The 22,354-nt window shown below is 53.2% G+C and carries 21 protein-coding genes and 1 pseudogene; 8 read left to right on the forward strand and 14 right to left on the reverse strand.

The features are described 5' to 3' along the window. Positions 1–167 precede the first annotated feature (167 nt). Positions 168–416 (forward strand): CsbD family protein, encoded by a 249-nt coding sequence (locus QRN38_RS12010; protein ID WP_032894809.1) that lies wholly within the window; start codon positions 168–170, stop codon positions 414–416. 209 nt (positions 417–625) lie between these two features. On the opposite strand, the gene QRN38_RS12015 is transcribed toward QRN38_RS12010, so the two are convergent. After that, entirely contained in the window at positions 626–1,318 is a 693-nt protein-coding gene (locus QRN38_RS12015; protein WP_057418571.1) for a histidine phosphatase family protein, read from the reverse strand. A gap of 150 nt (positions 1,319–1,468) precedes the next feature. Then, positions 1,469–1,936: a helix-turn-helix domain-containing protein gene (locus QRN38_RS12020; protein WP_057418604.1), complete on the reverse strand. Its 468-nt coding sequence runs from the start codon at positions 1,934–1,936 to the stop codon at positions 1,469–1,471. 304 nt (positions 1,937–2,240) lie between these two features. On the opposite strand from QRN38_RS12020, the gene QRN38_RS12025 reads away from it, so the two are divergent. The 6 genes from QRN38_RS12025 (at position 2,241) to QRN38_RS12050 (ending at position 6,543) form a co-directional block, all read left to right on the forward strand. Then, positions 2,241–2,795 (forward strand): hypothetical protein, encoded by a 555-nt coding sequence (locus QRN38_RS12025; protein ID WP_057418569.1) that lies wholly within the window; start codon positions 2,241–2,243, stop codon positions 2,793–2,795. A 295-nt stretch (positions 2,796–3,090) separates the two neighbouring features. Continuing rightward, positions 3,091–3,492, forward strand: a complete 402-nt coding sequence (locus QRN38_RS12030; protein ID WP_057418567.1) for a hypothetical protein — start codon at positions 3,091–3,093, stop codon at positions 3,490–3,492. Between the two features lie 86 nt (positions 3,493–3,578). Next, positions 3,579–3,947, forward strand: coding sequence for a histone-like nucleoid-structuring protein, MvaT/MvaU family (locus QRN38_RS12035; RefSeq protein ID WP_057418565.1), 369 nt, complete (start codon positions 3,579–3,581; stop codon positions 3,945–3,947). Positions 3,948–4,043: 96 nt separating this feature from the next. Further along, positions 4,044–4,754 carry a YuaM family protein gene (locus QRN38_RS12040; RefSeq protein WP_057418563.1) on the forward strand — a complete coding sequence of 237 codons (711 nt, stop codon included), beginning with the start codon at positions 4,044–4,046 and terminating at the stop codon, positions 4,752–4,754. 249 nt (positions 4,755–5,003) lie between these two features. Next, positions 5,004–5,714 carry a hypothetical protein gene (locus QRN38_RS12045; protein WP_057418561.1) on the forward strand — a complete coding sequence of 237 codons (711 nt, stop codon included), beginning with the start codon at positions 5,004–5,006 and terminating at the stop codon, positions 5,712–5,714. A 67-nt stretch (positions 5,715–5,781) separates the two neighbouring features. Then, complete coding sequence (locus tag QRN38_RS12050) at positions 5,782–6,543, forward strand: DUF3223 domain-containing protein (RefSeq protein ID WP_057418559.1); 762 nt, start codon at positions 5,782–5,784, stop codon at positions 6,541–6,543. 68 nt (positions 6,544–6,611) lie between these two features. Here the strand turns inward: QRN38_RS12050 and QRN38_RS12055 are convergent, their stop codons facing one another. From QRN38_RS12055 to QRN38_RS12105, 11 genes and pseudogenes are all read right to left on the reverse strand, one after another. Beyond that, the gene (locus QRN38_RS12055) at positions 6,612–7,511 is read right to left on the reverse strand and encodes an abortive infection family protein (RefSeq protein WP_057418557.1); all 900 of its coding nucleotides are present in this window, start codon (positions 7,509–7,511) and stop codon (positions 6,612–6,614) included. An 86-nt stretch (positions 7,512–7,597) separates the two neighbouring features. Further along, complete coding sequence (locus QRN38_RS12060) at positions 7,598–8,149, reverse strand: hypothetical protein (protein ID WP_057418555.1); 552 nt, start codon at positions 8,147–8,149, stop codon at positions 7,598–7,600. A gap of 394 nt (positions 8,150–8,543) precedes the next feature. Further along, positions 8,544–9,377 carry a thymidylate synthase gene (locus tag QRN38_RS12065; RefSeq protein WP_057418553.1) on the reverse strand — a complete coding sequence of 278 codons (834 nt, stop codon included), beginning with the start codon at positions 9,375–9,377 and terminating at the stop codon, positions 8,544–8,546. Then, positions 9,374–9,898: a hypothetical protein gene (locus tag QRN38_RS12070; protein WP_057418552.1), complete on the reverse strand. Its 525-nt coding sequence runs from the start codon at positions 9,896–9,898 to the stop codon at positions 9,374–9,376. Before QRN38_RS12070 ends, QRN38_RS12065 begins: the two co-directional genes overlap by 4 nt. Next, the gene (locus QRN38_RS12075) at positions 9,895–11,997 is read right to left on the reverse strand and encodes a tyrosine-type recombinase/integrase (RefSeq protein WP_259641479.1); all 2,103 of its coding nucleotides are present in this window, start codon (positions 11,995–11,997) and stop codon (positions 9,895–9,897) included. Before QRN38_RS12075 ends, QRN38_RS12070 begins: the two co-directional genes overlap by 4 nt. 2 nt (positions 11,998–11,999) lie before the next feature. Further along, positions 12,000–14,369 carry a site-specific integrase gene (locus QRN38_RS12080; protein WP_122223300.1) on the reverse strand — a complete coding sequence of 790 codons (2,370 nt, stop codon included), beginning with the start codon at positions 14,367–14,369 and terminating at the stop codon, positions 12,000–12,002. Further along, the gene (locus tag QRN38_RS12085) at positions 14,366–15,598 is read right to left on the reverse strand and encodes a tyrosine-type recombinase/integrase (RefSeq protein ID WP_057418550.1); all 1,233 of its coding nucleotides are present in this window, start codon (positions 15,596–15,598) and stop codon (positions 14,366–14,368) included. The genes QRN38_RS12080 and QRN38_RS12085 overlap by 4 nt, the downstream gene beginning before the upstream one ends. A 135-nt stretch (positions 15,599–15,733) precedes the next feature. Further along, a pseudogene (gene thyA, locus QRN38_RS12090) lies at positions 15,734–16,393 on the reverse strand (thymidylate synthase); the annotation flags it as partial. A gap of 52 nt (positions 16,394–16,445) precedes the next feature. Continuing rightward, on the reverse strand, positions 16,446–17,258 hold the full coding sequence (gene lgt, locus QRN38_RS12095) for a prolipoprotein diacylglyceryl transferase (RefSeq protein WP_003382072.1): 813 nt from the start codon (positions 17,256–17,258) through the stop codon (positions 16,446–16,448). Positions 17,259–17,621: 363 nt separating this feature from the next. After that, positions 17,622–19,901, reverse strand: a complete 2,280-nt coding sequence (ptsP, locus tag QRN38_RS12100; RefSeq protein ID WP_003382074.1) for a phosphoenolpyruvate--protein phosphotransferase — start codon at positions 19,899–19,901, stop codon at positions 17,622–17,624. Positions 19,902–19,922: 21 nt separating this feature from the next. Further along, positions 19,923–20,402, reverse strand: a complete 480-nt coding sequence (locus QRN38_RS12105) for an RNA pyrophosphohydrolase (protein WP_002555745.1) — start codon at positions 20,400–20,402, stop codon at positions 19,923–19,925. A 142-nt stretch (positions 20,403–20,544) separates the two neighbouring features. Here QRN38_RS12105 and QRN38_RS12110 point away from each other — a divergent pair, with 142 nt between their 5' ends. Then, positions 20,545–21,201, forward strand: a complete 657-nt coding sequence (locus tag QRN38_RS12110; RefSeq protein ID WP_007247027.1) for a histidinol-phosphatase — start codon at positions 20,545–20,547, stop codon at positions 21,199–21,201. A gap of 13 nt (positions 21,202–21,214) precedes the next feature. Here the strand turns inward: QRN38_RS12110 and QRN38_RS12115 are convergent, their stop codons facing one another. After that, positions 21,215–21,643, reverse strand: a complete 429-nt coding sequence (locus tag QRN38_RS12115) for a DUF2269 family protein (RefSeq protein WP_011105408.1) — start codon at positions 21,641–21,643, stop codon at positions 21,215–21,217. Positions 21,644–22,354: the final 711 nt, after the last annotated feature.

Raw genomic sequence — 22,354 nt, forward strand, 5'->3', positions numbered from 1 at the left:
AAGCAACAGCATAGCAACAGGCTTAAACGAGTGGGCGCTTTTCCAGACTGGCCTACAGCTCATCACCACTGAACTAATCATCAACCGCACGTCCCTAATGTCGTGCTGATAGCCACTCGGTTAGCGCGGTTCGGAGCCCCCACTCACACGCAAAGGTTTGATGAATCATGAAGAGCGAACAAGTTGAAGGTGTAGCAGAAAAGCTGGCCGGCAAGGCGCAGAGCACTGTCGGGAAACTAATTGGTGATTCGAAGATGGAAGCTGAAGGTGCGGGACATCAAGCAGCTGGTCAGCTGACTAAAACTTATGGCGATACACTGAATAGCGTATCCACGTTCGTTAAAGAAAAACCAGTCGCCGCTCTCGCGATTGGTGCTGCAGCGTTGATCTTGATAAATCGCATTTTTCGTCGTTGAACGTGGAGGAGGTGTCTCCAGCCAGGTGACACCTCTCGCTAACGTCCTTCCCTCTTCGCACTCCCGCTACAGTTTTCTGCCAGGAGAGTGCGAGGGTAATAAACCTGCAGCCTCTTTTGCCTCCAGCAGCCTTTGCTCAGCGTACATAGCCGGATCATCGTCTGGCAGCGGGTAGCCTGCAGCCGATAGGGCCTGGGCCCGCTCCTCAATCAGCAGGCGCTCGGGATCGCGAACCGCTTGGTAGGATCTGCCTGGTACGCGTTGAGGTACGCCAACTCGCAACTCCCAGGACTTACTCTCCAGCCGGCATCGTCTGGGTGCTTGGTAAGCTTGTAACCAGAGCAGTTAGGCACGTGGTTAGTGGTCTCGTACTCTCGCCATTCGGCCATAGCTTGACCGTCAATCTTCTGTGGCCTGCACTCAATCAGCCATGCCACCGCATTGATGAGTTGCCCATGTGAAAACACGGCGATGTCTTGGGCAGGATGCTCTGCAAGTCTATCTAAGAAAGACTGAGCTCTAGATATAAAGTCCAGGAATGACTCGGCGCCTTCACCATCCGTGAACGCTGGGTCTGACTTGGCCCAGTATCCCTCCACCCAAGCTCGTCTCTGGGCAACGGTCGTGTTGATACACCGTGCAGGCTCAAGATAGGTAAATTCGTGGATGGGCCATATTTCAAACGGCACTGAAGGGAAAGCAGCCACTGTCTGCATTGCAGTTGCTTGCGCTCGGGAGAACGGCGAGGCAACGATCAAATCTGGGGCCTGAGCGAATGCCCCGGCCACCGAGTGCGCTTGTTCAACACCCCTTGGCGTTAGGGGGATGCTCGCATGATCCGAACTGGCTTCTCCAGCGTTCGCGGCGCTTTCCCCGTGGCGAATCAGTCTGACGTGCTTCACCGACCAAATACCCCCACTATTTCAGCCATCCGAACCTGCTCTCTACATTATGGGCAACACCACAAGTGCCTACCTTGCCCAAGGATACACCGCAGCCATGAGCACGAAAGACATCACGTAGAGAAAGAGGGATCGCGATAACTTGGAGGTTTATGTATTCCAATATTTTTGAACTGTGCTTCTGGCAATGCCGAGCTTTTCAGCGATTGTTTTCCTGTCGAAACCTTGCGCTTTCAAGGCTCGAATGTATTCCGCTTTAAGCGGCTGCTTTGGCTTTCCCTGAGAGCGCTTGATGAGCTTTCCATCACGGAATTGCTCCTCTACTAACTGCCACCCTCCAGACATCTCGAACTCCCTGATTCGCAGGGCAGTACGCTGCAAAGCTTCTGAAGGAAGTTCTTCACCCTGCGCAGCAATGGTAAGGGTGACCAGAGTCAAAAGGTCGAGGCCTAAGTAGTCAGCGATCTCGTCCAGTTTCTCCAGCGTCGGCGTCGTCCTGGCCTGTTCAAGCTTCCCTACATTCGTTCTATGCGTTGCTCCCGCCAGATCCTCGTAACTCAACCCTTGGTGTGCACGGGCTCCGCGTAATGCCCCCGCCAGCGCTTCCTTCAGATTCATGAGTCGGATCCCCAAAAGCGAGGATAGAGCCACGGGGAGCATGTTTCGATAAACAGACCATAGTGATATTATAGTGACATATGGTTGGCCAAGCCGTCGTTTGATCATAGCGGCGCGATGTCTGGATTAGTGATGGATTGGTCATGAGAGCAGCACCTAAGAGACGGCCAGGGACTTCTCGATGGGAGACGCGCTCATCAAGTCCGGCGTTCATGGCCCGCGTGAGCCCGCCTGCAATAGTCACTGAGCGACGTCTTGGCAAGAACCAGATCCACTTTTTGAGCGATGGCAGGGATAGTGAGTGATGAAGTTCGATTGCGTGAAAGTTTCAGGAAAAGTTGACTACGTTCGATCTGTTGATCGAATCAGCGGCGGACATAAAGCTAAAGTCAGCATTGATGGTGCAGTTATCCCGAATTTACAAGTATCGAACAAGCTTTATGAAGAGATTGAGGTTGGCGAGAGTGTAACTTTGTATGGACTTTTTAAAAGAAATAATGACAAGGAGAAAAACACAGGCATCTTGTACGGGCTAGCGAAGCAGAACGGCGAGAAATCATTTGCAACCCATTATAGATATCAAGTCCCGCTTTTCCTGACGGTCACTGCGGCCATCGCATTTTGCTTAACTTTCGTCGCCGGCTGGATCGCTTCGATATTTCCAGTGCTGTTTTTCTTCGGAGAAAATTCAGACTATATGTATACAACTACGGTATTTGCAGTAATTGAGTCGAGCTTGGTTGCCGCTTTTTTCCTGTGGAGGGCATTGGTGATGTTCAACGCTACGTCTGATCCTGAAGCTTGGGAAACTACCGAAGCTGCAGTGCTATCGAGTCGCTTCAGTAAGCTCCATAAGTAATAATCTTGTACGTAGGGCACGGTTAAACCTGCCTTGGCTTCGGACTCGCTGCGCCAGACTTTCCTTGCAAGTATCGGGCAAGCGGAGCGCGCAGGCGTACAGGATGAGCGCCCAACGGGCTGAGACACGGCGCAGCCGTGGCTCAGTTCTCGCCAGCCTTCCGCCGCAGGCGGCACGCCATAGCTACTGTCCGATATCAAATCAACAAGGATGCGGCTGAAGTGACCCAGGATGACTCCGTCAGCCTGAGAGCGCTAGGCGAAGGCGTCACGCCAGTAATGAGGGGAGAACTGAAATGACTGAAGACGAACTCCGCGAGGTGGAAACCGCTAGGCGAAAGGCGATCTGGGCGCTTGCAAGCCTCCGCCCTGGTGATCCAAATGCACTGCCACACCTTTCGATCCTGAATAACTTCCACTCTCAGGAACGCAACAGCAGGCCTTCCATGGATAACACACTAGAGCTCAAGAAGGTTCGCGAGTCTGTCCAGGTTAGGCCTCATCACACTGGTATGGATATCGTTCTAGAGTTCGATATCCCACAGCCGTGGAGGGAGCGTTTCCGCCAAGCATCTACCGGATCAACAAGGCTGATGGAGGGACTTTTCGCTGCTGACTGGGACAAATTTCTCAATGAGTGGGAGAGCGAAATGCTCCACCTACAGAGCCATCGTGCAGCACAAACGCGAGACAACTAAATGGCTACGCGCTCCTAGTAATCTCGACCTATTCACCTGCCTACAGCACTGACTATACTGCCATCACTAAATACCTGAGGTGTTATATGTCCCGCCTTGCTGAGTTCCGCGCCCTCGAACAAAAGCTCGCCGCCCAGCTGGCTGAGCTTGAGACACTTAAAAACGATTCTGGTCTCAAGCGTGAGATCGAGTTCGAAGAGAAACTACGTGATCTGCTGGCTGAGTACGGTTTCAGCTTGCGCCACATCGTCGCGATCCTTGATCCCCAGTCTTCAAGCCGCCGCACTCCTGCTGTCGCTGAGACCAAAGGCACCCGGAGGGCTCGCTCAGTCAAGGTTTACAAGAATCCACACTCTGGTGAGATTGTTGAGACTAAGGGCGGCAATCACAAGCTGCTGAAAGAATGGAAAACGGAGTACGGGTCGGAGACGGTCGAGAGTTGGGCTACTCGATGAAACCGGTTGAATCAATGGGGCCCTGCGGGGCCCTTATTTTTTCAATCAGATATTTTAGATCGTCATTTTTGAACTGACCCAACCTGAAAAACGAACATGCAAAATCTCAAAGCGTTATTGAATACCCTCGAGGGAATGAAATCCTATCGTCCTCGTAAAGCCTTGACGAAAATTGAAGCCATCTTAGATCGTATTTCCAAATACGGGATCATGGCAGCCACGGTGCCATTTTCCGTCCTCATAGCTCTCGCTCTCTGGCACAAATTCATCTCTAAGCTATCAGATGGATGGGTGGATGTTGCAATCTGGAGCGCGGGACTTTCCCAACTGGTCGCCGGCCTATCTTTGCTCTGCCCGCCTGTTGTCATGGTATGCAGTATTTGGATGTGGAAGGAGCGGTCTCGGATTCTCCGAGATGCGGAGATCGACCATGACCAGAACTTCGCGGCTCAACTCAGAGGGTACGACGTGAAACACCTTAAGCGAGCTAAACACCATCTAGAACTTAAGATTAGAAGACTAGAGCGGCGCCTGGGTTATTTCATTGAGGCTGATGGCAAGAAATTTGCCGCATTTTCGCTGCTCATCTTAAACTTCACGGTAGGCAACATGCTGTTGCAAGGAAACTGGTCATCTCTCTTTTCGACAAGCTTGGACAGCCCGATATCCACTCAAATCGTGACGATATTGATGGGATTCGTTTTTGCAATCTCCATCAGCGCAATGTGTGTACGCTTCATCACCAACCGTGACACTTACCGTATAGAGCTGATTGAATTATCACTGGCGTCCCGAGACCTCGGATAACTTGGCATTCTCCGAACCAGGCCACAACCGAGTTCTCCTACGATGGGTTTATTTTCCTATCAGTTCTGCCCTCAAATGCCTCATCGCCAAAGAGCATCAGCGCAGTCCATCGTAGTGCCGCGTCGGTTGGCCAGAACCGAGCTGAAGTGCTTAAAGCTATGAGCGCTTCTGCCGATCAGATAATGAACGTAGCGCCTTGAGTTAGCTACTCTACGCTAGGCAATGCCACCATGAACATTGTGAGGCCCCATGGCTATAAGCATCATCCTACTCATCGTCCAGATTTTGATGATGACCGCCTGGGGCGAAGGGAATCTCCGAAAGACTCCTGAGGGACAGAAGGTTTTAGCGACACTGTCGTCATTAGGCCTGTTTTTTTTGCGTTGGCGTGCGAATGCGGATTACAAAAAAGAGATGGCTTTTTTAGGCAGAGCAATGGGATGGCTGGCTATCGCGTCAGTGGTAGCGTTTTACATCCTGCCAGAGTCTGCCAGGCCTGTTGTATCTGTCTACTGTGTAACATTCATGGGGCTTTGGGTATCCATTCGGGTTGGCATGGACATCAAAAGCCAATTGGTGGATGTCTTGGGATGGGCAGCGTTTCTCTTTTGCATCCCATTCATTCTCTTGGTAGGTGATTACTTTCACGTATTTCCCAATAGCTTGCTGCGTGCAACGGCAGCACCTATTAGTCTAATGCTGGGGCACGAGCTGCTAGACTACCAAGTCGCGTTTGCAATGGCGGTTGTAGGTGCGATTTTTGGTCTAGTTATGGCTCTTATGAACATGATCATATTTTCAATCGTGCCATTATTACTTTTGTTCTTTATGGTTACTGTTTCTAGATTGTCCAAGTTCTTATTAGGTCGATCTGTGAACGCGGCGAGGAACTTTGTTGCGCTCTATGTTCTAGTGGTAGGGCCTACCTTATTAGTTCTACACTCGTTACAGGTGTTTTGAGCTCTTCAGGACGCAACTGCTTTGATTAACGCCTGACGCGTTTTTTCCAGGCTTGAGCTACCAAAAGGTGGTTAACTCCCTGTGCTATACCGATCAGCTTGCGAGAGATATTTCCTGGGGGAAGGCGGTGCCATATCTGATCAATGATGAATGGTTTGCAACGAAGGACGCAGTCAAGAATCGCTGCCGAGAGATCCTGGCTAGGACACCTGACGGGACGATGGTAAGTGATCCTGATTCTGATTTTCTGTATGGCCTTTTCCAACACCACGATGAGTGGGCAGAGAAAGCCGGAGGGGGCGTCAAGTGCATCACCACCCAAATGACATCTCACGGTACTCGCTGCTTTATGCTTCGTCGGCATTGCGATACGGAAATTGATATTGGATTTACGCATTCGGTAAAGCTCATTCCTAGCACTCGAGCAAAAGAGCGTCAGCCCCAAAAGCTCCTCGACTTTCGCGCAGGTGCTCGCACAGCAATCACAGAACAGATCCGACTCTTCCGAGACCAAGGGTTGGTCGGTGCTGCTTCGTGTCCGGTGACAGGAGAATCACTGGGTCGACATAACGTGGCTGTAGATCACCTAGCCCCCAACACTTTTGATCAACTGCTTTTCAGTTTCTGTCAGGCAAACCAAATCAATCCGCTCGGTGTGGTGGTGGGATCGCGCGATGGTGTGGTCGCCTTTCTGGAGGACACCAGCCTGCGCGTATCCTGGGAAGACTTTCACCTCAAGCACGCACAGCTGAGGATCATCTCCAAGACCGGTAACCTCAGGCTGCCCAAGCCATCCATCCCTTGGGCGGAGGTATGCAGCCCTTTATGAGAGGCCGGTGGCCTGTAGATGCCGGCAGCTCGGTCTGCAGTTGCATGTCGTTGGTTAGACGAGGGAGGTCAATGGGATTCTTCCATGTGGCTTTTCAGTTTCTCTAGAATATAGATTGCTATCGAGCCTGCCAGATTGTTAGCTAGACGGGCTTCTGCTTGATATGCAACCTTATTGCCTCCATGCGCACTGCTAGCATGTGTGCGTAGTACACCTATCCCCTGGGCTACTGACTTCACTCCACCAAAAAGCGATTTGATGTCATTACCATAATCCGTACCGTCTGGCAGCTTGAGCGCAGGAAAGTCATTTACTACCTGCCCTATCAGCTTGGTTACCACCAGTTCCGATGGAAGTGGCAGTCCTCGAGTTTCGAGATAATGACGACATACGGATTCCACAAAAGTGTTGGTGTGAGAAATCGAGTCGGTGGGGTCAGTCAGAATTGCGATACGAGCCTTAGCCCATTGCTTCTCCAGGTAGTTGCCATCCATCAACTCAGTCAGATCGTCATGGACGCCCTCGCTTTGAGCATTGGAAAATTCCGAAAGCAGTTGCGCCGAGCTCATAGCCTCACCAAGAAGCTGCATCAGCCGCTGCTCGACGGCACTCCAAATGGAGTCTATCGACCCAGGTGACGCCAGCTTAGTGAGCTTCTCGTCACTTAGTTCGTCAATGTTGTTCCAAGTCATATGCCCTTCATAGGGCGTGCCTTGGCTCATCGCGTCGTCCACAGTTGATGAGGTCAAGACTCGAAGGTGCTGCCCATCGAATGCAAAGCAGCCATACTCCCAGTCGTCCTCGTCGATATAGCCAAGATTTACGTTCGCGCCTGTAGCGTAGAGGTTTAACTCTCCCACGGCGTCTCGCAATTCTTTCTCGACGGCTTCCAAGCCTGCACGTATTTCACTGCGAGACTCCCGCACCTTTTGAGCCAGTTTGGCTAGGACATCTTTTCTGGTCGTCATGGAGAACTCGAATAGTCATCTGTTGTGAAGGTTTTACAGAACAGGGTGGAGGTTCGCAACGTAAAGGCAGGAAGCCGACACTACATTCAGATAGCTGCATCCCACTCATCCATCGCCCCGCCCACAGTCGTGAACCACCTGAGCTCTGAATCCTGTAGGGCATTCGCAAGTTGCCTGTCGGTATTGCCGTCGACCCATGTCGGAAGGCTCTCTGAAGCTCCCGAAAATAAACTGGTCGCCGCTACAGCGAATAGACCTTTACTTAGGCATTGGAGACATGTGTAGCGCACAGCAGACCCACTGGGAAGCCGACGCCAAGCCACCACCTCAATACAGTCCCGCAGCTCTACAGGTGCATCGGCAGAGGGATCAGCCTCCCGCACCACATCGACAGCCGCTACAGCCTGGCATTGCCCACTAGGCGCTCCTGGCTTGTAGACAAGGTGCTTCAACTGCTCACGTGCGGAGACAATTTGATCTCGGAGTTCTTCAGGATCGATGGACATGCCTCCCTCAGGTGTCACCCGTAAGGTCTTGAGGCTATTCGCTGCCTGAATGAACTCCCGTTCACGCTTCTGCTCCCAGTCGGGACGGCGGTCGGGAAACAACCAGGAGATTAAGCGATGAAGGTTGATCATGTGGCGCTCCGATGACGCAGATAGTAAGGCACCCCGGTAGGCTATCACCCAAAGCACCTCTGCTCGAAACGATGACATTTGAGCAGCCGCTGATATCGAGCACTGCTGACTCAAAGCAAACAGTCGACTGGAGATTCCCCCGCCAAGCAAGCGGAGCGCGCCGGCCCGCCGGGCCAAAGGCGTGAGGATGGAAGCCCGAAGGGCCGAGACTTGGCAGCGCCAAGGCTCGGTACACGACAGCCGCTACCCGCAGGGGCACGCCCAAACTGAAAGCACAGGGTCATCAGCCCCCAGAGAAGATGATCAGGGCTTGGATGTCGCACCGGATTTTTCCGGGCGCAGAGATAAAAAAACCGGCCCTAAGGCCGGTCTCATCACTCGATGCCGCTGAAAATCAAATCGATACAGGCGCCGCGATATGCGGGTGCGGATCGTAGCCCACAACCTCAAAGTCTTCGAACTTGTAGTCGTAGATCGATGCAGGCTTTCGAAGCAGCTTCAGCTCAGGCAACCGACGTGGTTCACGAGTGAGCTGAGTCTTCACCTGCTCCATGTGGTTGGAGTAAATGTGGACATCGCTGAGCGAGATAACGATCTCACCCACGTCGAGATCACACTGCTGGGCGAGCATGTGCGTCAGGCATGCCAGGGATGCCGTGTTGTATGGGAGACCCAAAAAGCTATCGGACGAACGAATGAATAGGTGCGCGGACAGCTTATTGTTCACGACATAGAACTGGTAAAGCAGATGGCACGGAGGAAGCGCCATCTTGCCTTGCCGAGCATTTTCCTGAGGGCTTACCTTCTCGTCCGGGAGGTACTCTACGTTCCAACCATGGAACAGGATTCGCCGGCTATTGGGATTGGTCTTCAGGGCGTTAACGACGTAGTCGATCTGGTTGATAGTGCCGCCATCTTTGGTTGGCCAGGCTGTCCACTGCTTCCCGTAAACAGGCCCCAGGTCACCTTCTTCGGTTGCCCACTCGTTCCAGATCTTGACGCCATTCTCGTTGAGCCATTTGACGTTGGTATCGCCGCCTAGGAACCAAATCAACTCATTTATGATGCTCTTAAAATGCAGCTTCTTGGTCGTAAGCAAAGGAAAGCCTTTGGATAGGTCATGGCGGAACTGCCTACCAAAAACACTCAACGTCCCAGTGCCTGTACGGTCTCCTTTCTGAGCGCCGTTCTCTAAAACATCGCTCAATAGATCTAGATAACTTCTCATGAATTCTTTTCCGCCCGCTCGGACTGCAAGACATCGATAACCTGTCGGAGTCTAGCAATTTCACCATTGAGCTCCAACAGCTTGCTGTCCCTTTCCGCCAAGAAGGCCTCATATTTAGGGATAGTATGTTTGATAAAATCGACCCGCGCCGTCTGCTGGTTAGCGCGGTCATTAGCCTTCAGATATTGATCGAACCAGTGCAGCACCTCGCACCGAGAGGCTTCCAGTTTGTCAGTGAGAACGCTCACAGGATCAGCAACCGTCCCTTTGGCCTGACGTTGCCGAATTTCAGAAACGACACGATCCTCCTTGATCGCTTTGAGCCGCTGAACGGGCCATAGACGCTGGCGCAAGGTATTTCGATGAATCCCTGTAATTCGACTGAGCTCTGCCACCGTCGCTTTAATCGAAGTGTCGGCGGCGATTGCCATTAACCCGCTGCTGATGATTTCAGTGTTGTTGTCGAAGTCGGCCAGGTTCCGTTTGTCGAAAGCACTACCTGATGCGGAAGACGCCATCATTCATCTACCTCAATTCCAAGTTTGCACAACACAGCCCGAGCTTCATCCATCGCTGCCTGATAATGCTCACGACTATGCTGCAAGCGAGGGTCGGCAAGCGACTTCTTGTTCTGCTGGTACACTTTTTTCCAGGCTGGGGCATGAGCCACTGTGACAATCGAGTTTTTACAACGAAATGGATTGCAGCGAAGACCACCGATACAAGGAAGGCTCTCGTCGTGTTCTTCCTGTCTGCTGCCATAGCAGAAGCCCTGCCCTACACTAATAATGGCAATATGCTGCTCTGTCATCGCCTCGAAGACTTGATCTTCTGAATATCCCGCAGCCATGTAGCCGGCAAATTCCTTCTGTAAGCCCGCTTTGTGTTCAGCGGCATTCGCACCGGCATAGTTACCGTTTGGGTCATACATACTCTTAACGCATTCAAGCTCAGCTAGATGCTTGATTGAGTATTTACCTTCCCGCCCTTTACCTTTCGAAAGCATGTCTGCGATCTCGCCATATGCCAAGGTGGTCTCACTGAAAGCCCGACCAATTTGTGGCCGTCCTACGAGCTCACCGAAATGCTTGAGTTGATGGGAAATAAACGGAAGCCCAAGATCAGCACGGTAGAGCTGGTATGCCAAGGTATGACGAAGCATGTATGGATGAATGCCTAAGGATTCGACCTCTTCAGATGACAAGAAGCCTTTGAAAAAAGAGCGTGAGGAATCTCTGACTCCAGCTGAAGATAGCGGGTCAGCTGCTTCCCCGAACTGAATAGTGTTGGCCCGCGAAAAGACGTATGGATTCTGCTTAATTTTACTGAGAATAATACTGGCCTCGATAGCATCCCGTATAATTGGAATCGCGACCCAATAGTCATCGAACAAACCAACTAGATTTTCCTGGTTTTTTTCCAATTGACTTTCAAGCAGCCAACAACCAGATTCTTCATCCTCCTTGAGGCATGAATCTGCAAGAAGCCTGACCAATTCACTTGGTCGCATACCTGTATATTGAGCAACCAGGTACATGCAGCAGTAACCGACGTAACTGATGTACTGCTTGAAGTCCAGATCAAAATCTGATCCTACCAGTGCTGCGCACGCTTTTCGAAAAGCGTATTCGTCATCGTTCGCGAATAAATGATCAATTGCAGAAGCACCGTCCGGCCAAATTTTTTTGATGTGTTCTATGGAGTAGCCCGCGCGAAAAAGACGCATAGACATATATACGTTCAGCTTGAGCGGAGTGAGATCATTATCTCTGCTCTGAAAAAACTGCCTGTCGTTGCGAATCTCCAGCATAGAAGCATCAACAACGGTCTTTCCCAGCGAATCTAGAAAATCCACGACAACCATTGAAGCCACAGAAGATGAATGCTCAAAAATATTGTTCTGAAGAACTTTACTTACCTTTGGAGACTTTTCACTTTCCGGCTGCTTTTCGCGCCCTAACCGAAACCATGGAAGATGATCCATATCAACAGCGGGCAAGCTTTCGGGAAAAAGGGTACCTTTTAGAGACGGTGACTGTAGAACCTTGAAAAAACTACCGATCAAGTAATTATACGAGAATTCGTAGACACCTGCCGCCTCCGCATAATAAGAAGATGGCACGAAAGATAGTGACTGCAACGTTCGGTCGATGTATTCGTCACCGAGCTCTTCTCGCAGAACAGCATAGAGTTTATCGATGAACATCAAACCCGCACCCACAATGGGAGCAATAGTTTGCGCTTTAAGAACCTTCGCAGCTTTCTTGCGGTTAGCCTCTCCAACGACTAGCACTCCTGGCGCTTGGGAGAACAGCAGGGTAACGCACTTCAGTTCAAGCAATACGGCTGCAGGGATGCTCCCGTAACGGGAGAAATCTATCCTCAGCCGAACCCCCCTCAGTAGTCGCGAGATGTTCGGATTATCTTCATTGAAATCCCAAACTGGATCTTTGAAACAAGACAGCTTGGAGACTGGCACGTTATCCAAGGCTTCTAAGATGGCAATCGCCTGCAAAGACTCAAGGTCAGCCTCCGACGAGCGCGATGCCTGCAGGATGGAAAGGGTTTCACGATTGATCTGACCAAGCGAGAAAATAGACTGAATTAACGTCTCACTCAAAATCACACGCCCACCCCATCAATCAAAATTGTTGTCTCAACGTACTCAGAAAGACGCTGCGCATCCATCAATTCTTCTTCAGAGAAATCGGAAGTTTCAGGATGGAGCATCACTTTAAGCAAAGCCATATTTTCTTTAACTACAAATCCATAAGGAGTATCCATCACCCTCGACACTTCAACCAAGCGCGAGTAATCCCTATACATGGCAAACAACTGCGGCAAATGCGAAACCGTGATGATTGAATTGTCACATGCCAAATACTTGTTATACATTGCACAGGGAGTACCTGGAACATAAGAGGCAAGACGAGTAACAAATTCTGGCGGGTTAAAAATATTCACGCAATCAGCCAGCGGGGTTTTGAATACTACCTTTGGGGCGCTCTCTCGAGAGATTGAATGCGACTCTTCCTTCACATTTGTCACATCCATAACATCGATTCGCTTATAGCTTTCAACAGCACCTCGATGGATTAATGTCAGCGTGGCATCCAGCTTCTTTCGAGCGAAGCGGTTAAAATCCATACGATCAAGATATCCGATTGTCGTTCGCAAATTAGCGTGACCGAGAACTACCTGGATCTCCCTGGGAGATACACCCTTGTCTACCAGTTCGCTAATAAAACTCGGACGAAGACGTGATGCTGATAGCGAAAGCGGCTCAGCATTATCATCAAGAAGATTTTTAGCCTTGGCGTAGTTAGAGAAAATTCGAGAGACAATGGACTTCTGAGCCGTAGCTAGACTTTTAATTTCCCCATACGACGCAGCACCCGTGGACTGCCAAATGAACAGCTTACTCGCAATTTCTTCTGGGGCCTCATGGCGGAAGCGGCTGGTCAAAGTTTTCATCGCTTCAAATATCTTCTCAACCTCCTTAGATTGAGCTGAGGTTAGCCAGGTAATTTCAGCTTCAACCAAGTCCAGAGGATACATTTTTTCACCATCAGACCGTTCCTTCCAATACCTCAAGCAGGGTCGTTTCGTGAAAGGATGGCATGAAGTGTAGTCTTCCAAGTCAAGCCACTTAAGAGAGTCAGCATTAAGACCTGTAATTTGAGCAAGCTTGACGACAAAGGGTGCTATAACGCTGCTATCGACATGCTGGAGTACGCCCCAAGAACTATAAACAGTCTGAATGTTACCTACTAATTTAGCTATAGTGGTGACAAATGAAAATGCATATCCAGGAGCTTTGCACTCCTCATGCATTGGAGGAATACAATTCAACCGATTCTCAAAAACCCACCTCATATTTTCTAACGTGGCATGACCCCGCCGCATCCTCTTTTGATCGTGCTCAAACGGATCAACGCCCTCCCCAGAGACAACATAAGGTTTGGATAAGCGATTATAAAGCTCAATATCGGCATCCACGCAGGATGCGATACGCTCGCGCTCCGAAGGTGAATAGGGTGTGTACAAATCCGTAACCCGGACAGAATCAATCCCTTCGACATCATAGAAAGTAAAATCTTCAGCACCAAAGACACCTCGGAGCATCTTGAGGGACTTTCGAACCTTACTTAGAGCGGTGTTTGCGGTGCTAGGAGCAATCTCTTCTCCTACAACACGATCCACCAACCATGCCCGAAAGCGAACGAGGCTATATGCACCAACTACCTCAAACAGTTTCTCAACACCAGTAAACCCTAGGCTTTTAAGAAAAGCGAAAAAATAATTGAACCCCAAGAAGCCAGACCGCCAATCGTCATTGAACGAAGAAGCATAGGCAAACAGGTGCTTGATCTCTTGAAACGGCATGGCCACGCATGACGACTCAAGTTCATCCACATGGTTAACACGAAGATTTAACATACGTTGAAACTCGAGAGTATCACTACCTATTTGTGATGCCTCGACAGTCGTTTTTTTAGAGCGATCCTTGACCACCACGTAACTTGAATCAAGATATCCAGCGTCTAAGTGCTGTGCGTTAATATTTTCAAGAGCAGAGGTTACGCCGGCGTAATTCAGACGCTTCTCGAGGGTTGAAAATTCTTCAACCTGTCGAGCCAAACCACGAATTGAGATTTTGTTACCAAAAGTGGGGATCGCTTGTTTTTCTGAATCTGTGAGGTTGGTGTACCAGCCCTGCAACTTGAGCGACAAATTGTGACCAGTGACAGAACGCTCATCAATATCAAGATAACCGTCGACGAACAACTGGCTTATTAGACAGCGTTCGGTTAGTGCGAAAAGCTCAAGAGCTTCGCACAATCCGTGTCTAGCTATGTATGCATCGCTAAGATACAGCTCGTTATCAAATTTATCTCGATCCAGCTCTAGAGCGCAAAGTTGGACTGGTGAATTACGAGTAGCTTCATACCACTCAAGTACCCGCCCTTTTTGTAGAATAACTGGAATCATTTCCGGGCCCTCAGATCAATACGGAGAGTCGTGCTCTTCCACAACAGAGCCATCGTCTGAGCTTTCGTCAAAAGATCCGATTCGGCACCACAGAGCGCCCGGTAAATATCCTGGGGAATGTGGGTGTAAACATTCGTGGTGTCAAAATGTGCATGTCCCAAAGACTTCTGAACCATCACCATTCGATCCAAAATGTCTGAACCCAAATCTGAACTGTTCAGAATTGCATAAGCATGGCCGTGCCTGAGCTTGTGAGGCGCGATTGGCCTTACCAAGCGACGGTACTTTACTCCTCGGTCAGAGACCCGCCTCAACAGGGCGCTAATAGCATCGGCATTGAATTCTTCTCCATTAGCGTTGAAGAACGCAGGAGTCGTTTCCGGGCTGGCGCAACGGAGCGAATAGCGCTTATAGAGGGCAGAGCTATGGTACTTCTTAATCCGCTCCAGTGTCGGTCGACTCACAATAGAATATCGTTGCTTCGTTTCGTCTCCCCTCCCCTTGCTGCCCTCAACTAGCAATGGACAATAAACAGGCCTAACCGGATCGGAGTTGGAATCAGAAATCATCTGCTCCTGGGAGAAGCGCACCGCCGCATTGATATCAGCTAGAGTAACTCTCCCGACCTCAGACCGGCGAAGCCCTGCATCAAAAATAAACTGAAGTATGACTCGCTCGCGCTCACTGGAGGTCGAGAGGATAAGTTGCTCCAACTCACCTGGGGAACACGCATTGACTAACTTCCTTTTAGGGGAAGGAGAGATGAAGCCACCGTCATAAGGATTATTCCTTCGCCTTGCCCCCTGATCGTTTGAGGAGAGGCATAGAAACTTAGTAAAGAAAGTTCGATAGCAGGCGTCACGATTCCGAATTGTTACCGAGTCGATACCATAAACTTTCCGAAGATCTGCGATATAAGCGGCAATTGAAGGTCGCGTCACGGTCATCAGAATCTCATCTGACGAGCACCCCTCAAAAATGGGCTGCTGACTTAAGTAACTTACTAAATAGCCTAGGTTGCGGCCATAGGTCTCTACAGAGGGGATGGATAGCTTCTTGGTTTGTGTAGATTTGGTTAGAAACTCTGACACTAAGGGCAGAAGCCTCTCCTGCTCGTCAAAGACCCCGCAACCAACAACAGTGACCTTCCCTTCTACGATGCGGCTCTCGTCATTCAACGGCGACGCGCTGAGATCAAGCACCCGACTATCTGCCACTACTACCTTCACACCAACCTCCTTCCGACAGGGCGACACATAGTATTCACAATGTGCACTTTGTCAACGTTCAGATAAAATCGGAGGAGTAGGCAAATTTTTTTACGCAGCGGCTTGGTACTGTGCACTTTTTTGACCGTCTGATAAAAGGCCCAGGTCGTTGGAGCGGATGTACAGGGTCAGGGAGATTTCGCGGGTCTGCGGGTTGGGGTGCAGTTGGTACAGCAGGTGGCATGGCGGCAGGGCCATTTCATCGAGCTGGGCGCAGTTCCAGCCGTGGAACAGGATGCGGCGGCTGCCCGGGTCATTGATGATGGTGTCGATGCACTGGCGAATCTGGTCGATGGCCTTGTACAGCACCACGAACGACTGGCCGTCTTCTTCCGATTCGGCAATCTGGCGATAACCCTGACCGAGTGCCAGTTCGATGGCGGCGACGTTGCCCGTGTCGATGCGCTTGTACGCTGGCCATTTGCGCCATTGCACGCCGTAGATCTCGCCCAGATCGTCTTCGCCCTTGCGGAACGGATTGTTCAGCCACTGGGCGTTTTCGTTGGCGTTCTGGTCCCAGACCTTGCAGCCCAGTTCGCGGAATTCGGCGGCATTGCTCACGCCACGCAAGAAACCGACCATCTCGCCAATAGCCGATTTGAACGCCATGCGCCGTGTGGTGATCGCCGGAAAACCTTCCTGCAAGTCGTAACGCAGCATGGCACCCGGAAAGCTGATGGTGTTCACGCCGGTACGGTTGGCTTGCAAGGTGCCGTGCTTGATCACGTGGGCGACCAGTTCCAGATATTGCTTCATAAATCACCTGCGTTGTTGAACGCGCCGGGCATCGTGACCCGGCGGTTCGGTGTTAAACCGCTGCCTTGCTGGCAGCCGGGTCGCGCTTGTAGGCCAGCCAGATCAGGAACAGACCAGCGATGATCATCGGCAGGCTGAGGATCTGACCCATGGTGACCCAGCCCCATGCCAGATAGCCCAGCTGGGCATCAGGAACGCGGACGAATTCGACCACAAAGCGGAAGATGCCGTAGAACAGCGCGAACATGCCGGAAACGGCCATAGTCGGGCGCGGCTTGCGGGCGTACAGATTGAGAATGATGAACAGTGCCACGCCTTCCAGTGCGAACTGATACAGCTGCGACGGGTGGCGCGCCAACTGTGCAGGGTCGCTGAATGGCGGGAAGACCATTGCCCACGGCACGTCGGTCGGCTTGCCCCACAGTTCGGCATTGATAAAGTTGCCGATCCGCCCGGCACCCAGGCCGATTGGCACCAATGGGGCGACAAAATCCATCAACTGGAAGAAGCTTTTGCCGTTACGCTTGCCGAACCACCAGGCCGCGATCATGACCCCGACAAAGCCGCCGTGGAACGCCATGCCGCCCTTCCAGACCTCGAATATCAACAGAGGATTGGCGATGTAGGCAGACAGGTCGTAGAACAGCACATAGCCCAACCGCCCACCGACGATCACGCCCATGGCCAGCCAGAAAATCAGATCGGAGAGTTTTTCCTTGGTCCAGGTCGGGTCGAACTTATTCAGACGACGCGACGCGAGCAGCCAGGCGCCACCGATGCCGACCAGGTACATCAAACCGTACCAGTGAATTTGCAGCGGGCCGATAGCGACGGCTACCGGGTCAATCTGCGGGTAAGGCAGCATTGCGACTCCTCAATTGGAACGCCCTTGCGAGCGACTGAATCAGGCGCGCATGTTACCGGAGCCCGGCAGGATGCTCTAGCGGCGACCGATGGAAGCTGGCTGAACGAAGTGAAAAAAGATCCGCCTGATGTGTCTGACTTTCAACTATCGTGCGACGCTCTGCGTCGGCATGCCGTTCTGGACGCTCTGCGTCCGGTATTGAAACAGGCGGCGCGTGGGTGAGAGTGACCGGGGGCGGCGATCCGCATTGATCACGAAGGGGCCGGTACAGCCAATGAAGATTTGCTGAACAATGGTCATCGCACCCACGCTCTGCGTGGTAGCGCCTTTCTGGACGCTCTGCGTCCGGTCCTGCAAGCGCAGCTAGTGCCCTTTGACCGAGCCCGGGTTGATCATCCGCGACAGACCGAGGTTTTTCAGTGCCAGTTGCAGGGAGCTGCTGATGACTTGCGGGTTGTCGTTGGTCATCAGTTGCGCCAGCAACTCCTTGGCCTTGCTGAGGTTGATCTGGCGCAGCATCCACTTCACTTTCGGCAGGTTGGTGGCGTTCATCGACAGGCTGTCGAAGCCCATCGCCATGAGCAGCACGGCGGCTGCCGGGTCGCCGGCCATTTCGCCGCAGATGCTCACCGGCTTGCCCTCGGCGTGGGCATCACGCACCACGCTTTGCAGCGCCTGAAGCACCGCCGGGTGCAGGTAATCGTATAGATCGGCCACACGCGGGTTGTTGCGGTCGACCGCCAGCAGGTATTGGGTCAGGTCGTTGGAGCCCACCGAGAGGAAGTCCACCTGCCGCGCCAGGTCACGAGTCTGGTAAACCGCAGCGGGTACTTCGATCATCACGCCGACAGGCGGCATCGGCACATCGGTGCCTTCGTCGCGCACTTCGCCCCAGGCCCGGTGAATCAGGTGCAGCGCCTCTTCCACTTCATGAGTGCTGGAAATCATCGGCAACAGAATGCGCAGGTTGTTCAGGCCTTCGCTGGCCTTGAGCATGGCGCGGGTCTGAACCAGAAAGATTTCCGGGTGGTCGAGGGTGACGCGAATACCGCGCCAGCCGAGAAACGGGTTGTCTTCCTTGATCGGGAAGTAGGACAGCGACTTGTCGCCGCCGATGTCCAGGCTGCGCATGGTCACCGGCAGCGGATGGAAGGCCGCCAGTTGCTCGCGGTAGATCGCCAGCTGTTCCTTTTCACTCGGGAAACGCTGGTTGATCATGAACGGCACTTCGGTGCGATACAGGCCAACCCCTTCGGCGCCACGCTGCTGGGCGCGAGCGACGTCGGCCAGCAGACCGGTGTTGACCCACAGCGGCATGCGATGCCCGTCGAGGGTCACGCACGGCAATTCGCGCAGGGCATCCAGGCCCTGGGAGAGCTGACGCTCCTCCTCCACCACCTTGCCGAACTGCTTGCGCATGATTTCGCTGGGGTTGGTGAAGACTTCGCCGTGATAGCCGTCGACCACCAGATCGATGCCATCGACCTTGGAGTACGGGAAATCCACCAGGCCCATGACCGTAGGAATACCCATCGCCCGCGCCAGAATCGCGACGTGGGAGTTGCCGGAACCTTGCACCGACACCAGACCGACCAGCTTGCCTTCCGGCACTTCGCCAAGCATGGCCGGGGTCAGCTCTTCACTGACCAGAATCGTGTTATCGGGGTAAACCAGTGCCTGTTGCCGCTCTTCCTGCAGGTACGCCAGCAGGCGGCGGCCCAGGTCCTTGACGTCCGAGGCCCGCTCACGCAGGTAAGCATCGTCCATCAGCTCAAAGCGTTTGACGTGCTCGCTGACCACCGAGCGCAAGGCACCTTGTGCCCATTCGCCGGTCTTGATGACGTTGGTCACCTCACTGCCCAGCGAAGCATCGTCGAGCATCATCAGGTAGACATCGAACAGCGCGCGCTCTTCGGGGCGCAGTTGCGTGGCGAGCTTGGCGGACAGGGTGCGCATGTCGTTGCGCACACCTTCCAGTGCATTCTGGAACAGCGTCAGCTCGGCAGCGATATCCGTGACGGTCTTGTCCGGGACAACTTCCAGATCGGCAGGCGGCAGCATGACCACTGCGACACCGACTGCGGCACCCGGCGAGCCGGCCACACCGACAAACTTGGCTTCCTGAATGCCCTTGCCCTGGCGACCCAGACCGCGAATCGAGCCGGTGGCTTCGGCATGCGCGATAACGCCCGCCAGTTGCGCACTCATGGTGACAAGGAAGGCTTCCTCGCCCTCGTCGAACTGACGGCGCTCCTTTTGCTGGATCACCAATACGCCAACCACACGACGATGGTGGATGATCGGCGCCCCCAGGAACGAGGCATAACGCTCTTCACCGGTCTCGGCGAAGTAGCGATAACGGGGGTGATCAGCGGCGTTTTCGAGGTTTAGAGGTTCTTCGCGCGTACCGACCAGACCAACAAGGCCTTCGTTCGGCGCCATGCTGACTTTGCCGATGGAACGCTTGTTGAGGCCTTCGGAGGCCATCAGCACAAAACGGTTCACTTCGGCATCGAGCAGGTAGACCGAGCAGACCTGGCTGCCCATGGCCTCCTTGACGCGCAACACAATAATGCCCAACGCCGCCTTGAGATCCTTGGCGGAGTTAACTTCCTGGACGATCTTGCGCAGCGTATTGAGCATGGCTCGGGGTCGAACTCCGTGTCAGTCGCGCGATAACAGGCGCGGGGCAAGCTCTTTGAGTGCGCGTCGATACACCTCGCGCTTGAATGTCACCACCTGGCCCAACGGATACCAATAACTGACCCAGCGCCAGCCATCGAACTCCGGTTTGCCGGTCAAATCCATCCGCACCCGCTGCTCGTTGGAGATCAGGCGCAGGAGAAACCATTTTTGCTTCTGGCCGATACACAGCGGCTGGCTGTGCGTACGGACCAATCGTTGCGGCAGACGATAACGCAACCAGCCCCGAGTGCAGGCAAGTATTTGCACATCATGCCGTTCAAGCCCGACTTCTTCGTTCAATTCACGATAAAGCGCGTCTTCAGGCGTCTCCTGCGGGTTGATTCCACCCTGGGGAAACTGCCAGGCATCCTGGTTAATACGTCGAGCCCATAGGACCTGACCAGCATCGTTTGTCAGAATAATCCCGACATTAGGACGGAAACCATCGGGGTCGATCACGGCAACAACCTCGCAAACGCATGTCGCCGCATTGTTCCACAAAGGCGATCAAACCAGCAACGAGGCTTAGCACCTTATGTGAAGACTTGTGAAAACCTCGTATTCTGGGGCTCTTTTTTCAACTATTTCAGCGAGTAACCCTATGCGCCTGGCTTTATTCGACCTCGACAACACGCTTCTGGGCGGCGACAGCGATCACGCCTGGGGCGATTACCTGTGCCAGCGTGGCATCCTCGATGCCGCCACGTACAAAAGCCGCAACGACGAGTTTTATCAGGATTACCTGGCCGGTACGCTGAACATGACCGACTACCTGAATTTTACGCTGGAGATTCTGGGCAACACTGACATGGCGCAACTGCAGGAGTGGCACCGCGAGTTCATGCGCGACTGCATCGAGCCGATCATGCTGCCCAAGGCGCTGGAGCTGATCGCCAAACACCGCGAGGCAGGCGACAAACTGGTGGTGATTACTGCGACCAATCGCTTTGTGACGGCACCGATCGTGGCGCGTCTGGGGATTGAAACGCTGCTGGCGACCGAGTGCGAGATGGTTGACGGGCGCTACACCGGCCGCACGACGGGCGTTCCATGCTTCCGTGAGGGTAAGGTGACACGTCTCAATCAGTGGCTGGAAGACAATGCGTTCAGCCTTGAAGACAGCTATTTCTACAGCGACTCGATGAATGACCTGCCGCTGCTGGAGCAGGTCGCCAACCCGGTCGCGGTAGACCCGGACGCCAGACTGCGTGCAGAAGCCGAGCAGCGCGGGTGGCCGGTGATTACCCTGCGCAGTTGATCCGCGAAAGCGTTCAGGCCGGCTTGAAGCCCATCAGACCGGCCATTGCCACAAAGCACACGACGCTGATCACGGTCAGCGCCAGGGTAAAGCCTCGTTTGCTTTTGGTAACACCAAGGCGCAACCGATTGAGCCTGAGCACCAGCCAGCCCCAACTGCACAACCCGACCGTGTAAAGCACGCTGCTGCCCAGCACCCAGGTCTGGCCCAAAGACAACCCTTTCAGGTGCACCAGCCACCAGCCGCTGAACGGCAGCGTCGCCAGACACACGGCCATCAGCACCCAGAAAAACAGCAGCGGCCGCATGAGCAGGCGATTCTGGATGGTCGCGTCACCTTCAAGACGAACCTTGATCACCCCGCTGGCCAACACCAGGGCGCTGATCAACAGAAGCGTGAGGGCGGTGATGTGCAGGGTGTTGAGGGCGGTGATGGGTTCCATTACGCGGTGTTCCTCTGGAATCGGGCTTGAGTGAGTTTAGCAGTGTGGGCACAAGGGTCGCGCCTTAAGAGCTATCGTGCCCATGCTCCGCGTGGGCATACCGATCTGGACGCTCCGCGTCCTCTTGTGACGCAGAGCGTTGGTAACTGCATTCCCATGCTGGAGCGTGAGGAACGATAGTCGTCAGGGAGAACACTATCGTGCCCATGCTCCGCGTGGGCATACCGATCTGGACGCTCCGCGTCCTCTTGCGACGCAGAGCGTCGGTAACTGCATTCCCACGCTGGAGCGTGAGGAACGATAGTCGTCAGGGAGAACACTATCGTGCCCATGCTCCGCGTGGGCATACCGATCTGGACGCTCCGCGTCCTCTAGCGACGCAGAGCGTCGGTAACTGCATTCCCATGCTTGAGCGTGAGGAACGATAGTCGTCAGGGAGAACACTATCGTGCCCATGCTCCGCGTGGGTATGCCGGTCTGGACGCTCCGCGTCCTCTAGCGACGCAGAGCGTCGGTAACTGCATTCCCATGCTGGAGCGTGAGGAACGATAGTCGTCAGGGAGAACACTATCGTGCCCATGCTCCGCGTGGGTATGCCGGTCTGGACGCTCCGCGTCCTCTTGTGACGCGGAGCGTGAGGAACGAGAAATCTCCCCTCAGCCCAAAAACAGCCGATACGCCGGGTTCTCGCTCTCGTCCCAATACCGATAA

The sequence above is a fragment of the Pseudomonas sp. CFBP2511 genome (assembly GCF_030209255.1).
In the GTDB taxonomy this organism is placed as follows: domain Bacteria; phylum Pseudomonadota; class Gammaproteobacteria; order Pseudomonadales; family Pseudomonadaceae; genus Aquipseudomonas; species Aquipseudomonas avellanae.

Coding starts and splice junctions, on each gene's coding strand:
- QRN38_RS12010 (WP_032894809.1), top strand. CDS start 168: ATGAAGAGCGAACAAGTTGAAGGTGTAGCAGAAAAGCTGGCCGGCAAG.
- QRN38_RS12020 (WP_057418604.1), bottom strand. CDS start 1,936: ATGAATCTGAAGGAAGCGCTGGCGGGGGCATTACGCGGAGCCCGTGCA.
- QRN38_RS12025 (WP_057418569.1), top strand. CDS start 2,241: ATGAAGTTCGATTGCGTGAAAGTTTCAGGAAAAGTTGACTACGTTCGA.
- QRN38_RS12030 (WP_057418567.1), top strand. CDS start 3,091: ATGACTGAAGACGAACTCCGCGAGGTGGAAACCGCTAGGCGAAAGGCG.
- QRN38_RS12035 (WP_057418565.1), top strand. CDS start 3,579: ATGTCCCGCCTTGCTGAGTTCCGCGCCCTCGAACAAAAGCTCGCCGCC.
- QRN38_RS12040 (WP_057418563.1), top strand. CDS start 4,044: ATGCAAAATCTCAAAGCGTTATTGAATACCCTCGAGGGAATGAAATCC.
- QRN38_RS12045 (WP_057418561.1), top strand. CDS start 5,004: ATGGCTATAAGCATCATCCTACTCATCGTCCAGATTTTGATGATGACC.
- QRN38_RS12055 (WP_057418557.1), bottom strand. CDS start 7,511: ATGACGACCAGAAAAGATGTCCTAGCCAAACTGGCTCAAAAGGTGCGG.
- QRN38_RS12060 (WP_057418555.1), bottom strand. CDS start 8,149: ATGATCAACCTTCATCGCTTAATCTCCTGGTTGTTTCCCGACCGCCGT.
- QRN38_RS12065 (WP_057418553.1), bottom strand. CDS start 9,377: ATGAGAAGTTATCTAGATCTATTGAGCGATGTTTTAGAGAACGGCGCT.
- QRN38_RS12070 (WP_057418552.1), bottom strand. CDS start 9,898: ATGATGGCGTCTTCCGCATCAGGTAGTGCTTTCGACAAACGGAACCTG.
- QRN38_RS12080 (WP_122223300.1), bottom strand. CDS start 14,369: ATGATTCCAGTTATTCTACAAAAAGGGCGGGTACTTGAGTGGTATGAA.
- lgt (WP_003382072.1), bottom strand. CDS start 17,258: ATGCTGCCTTACCCGCAGATTGACCCGGTAGCCGTCGCTATCGGCCCG.
- ptsP (WP_003382074.1), bottom strand. CDS start 19,901: ATGCTCAATACGCTGCGCAAGATCGTCCAGGAAGTTAACTCCGCCAAG.
- QRN38_RS12110 (WP_007247027.1), top strand. CDS start 20,545: ATGCGCCTGGCTTTATTCGACCTCGACAACACGCTTCTGGGCGGCGAC.
- QRN38_RS12115 (WP_011105408.1), bottom strand. CDS start 21,643: ATGGAACCCATCACCGCCCTCAACACCCTGCACATCACCGCCCTCACG.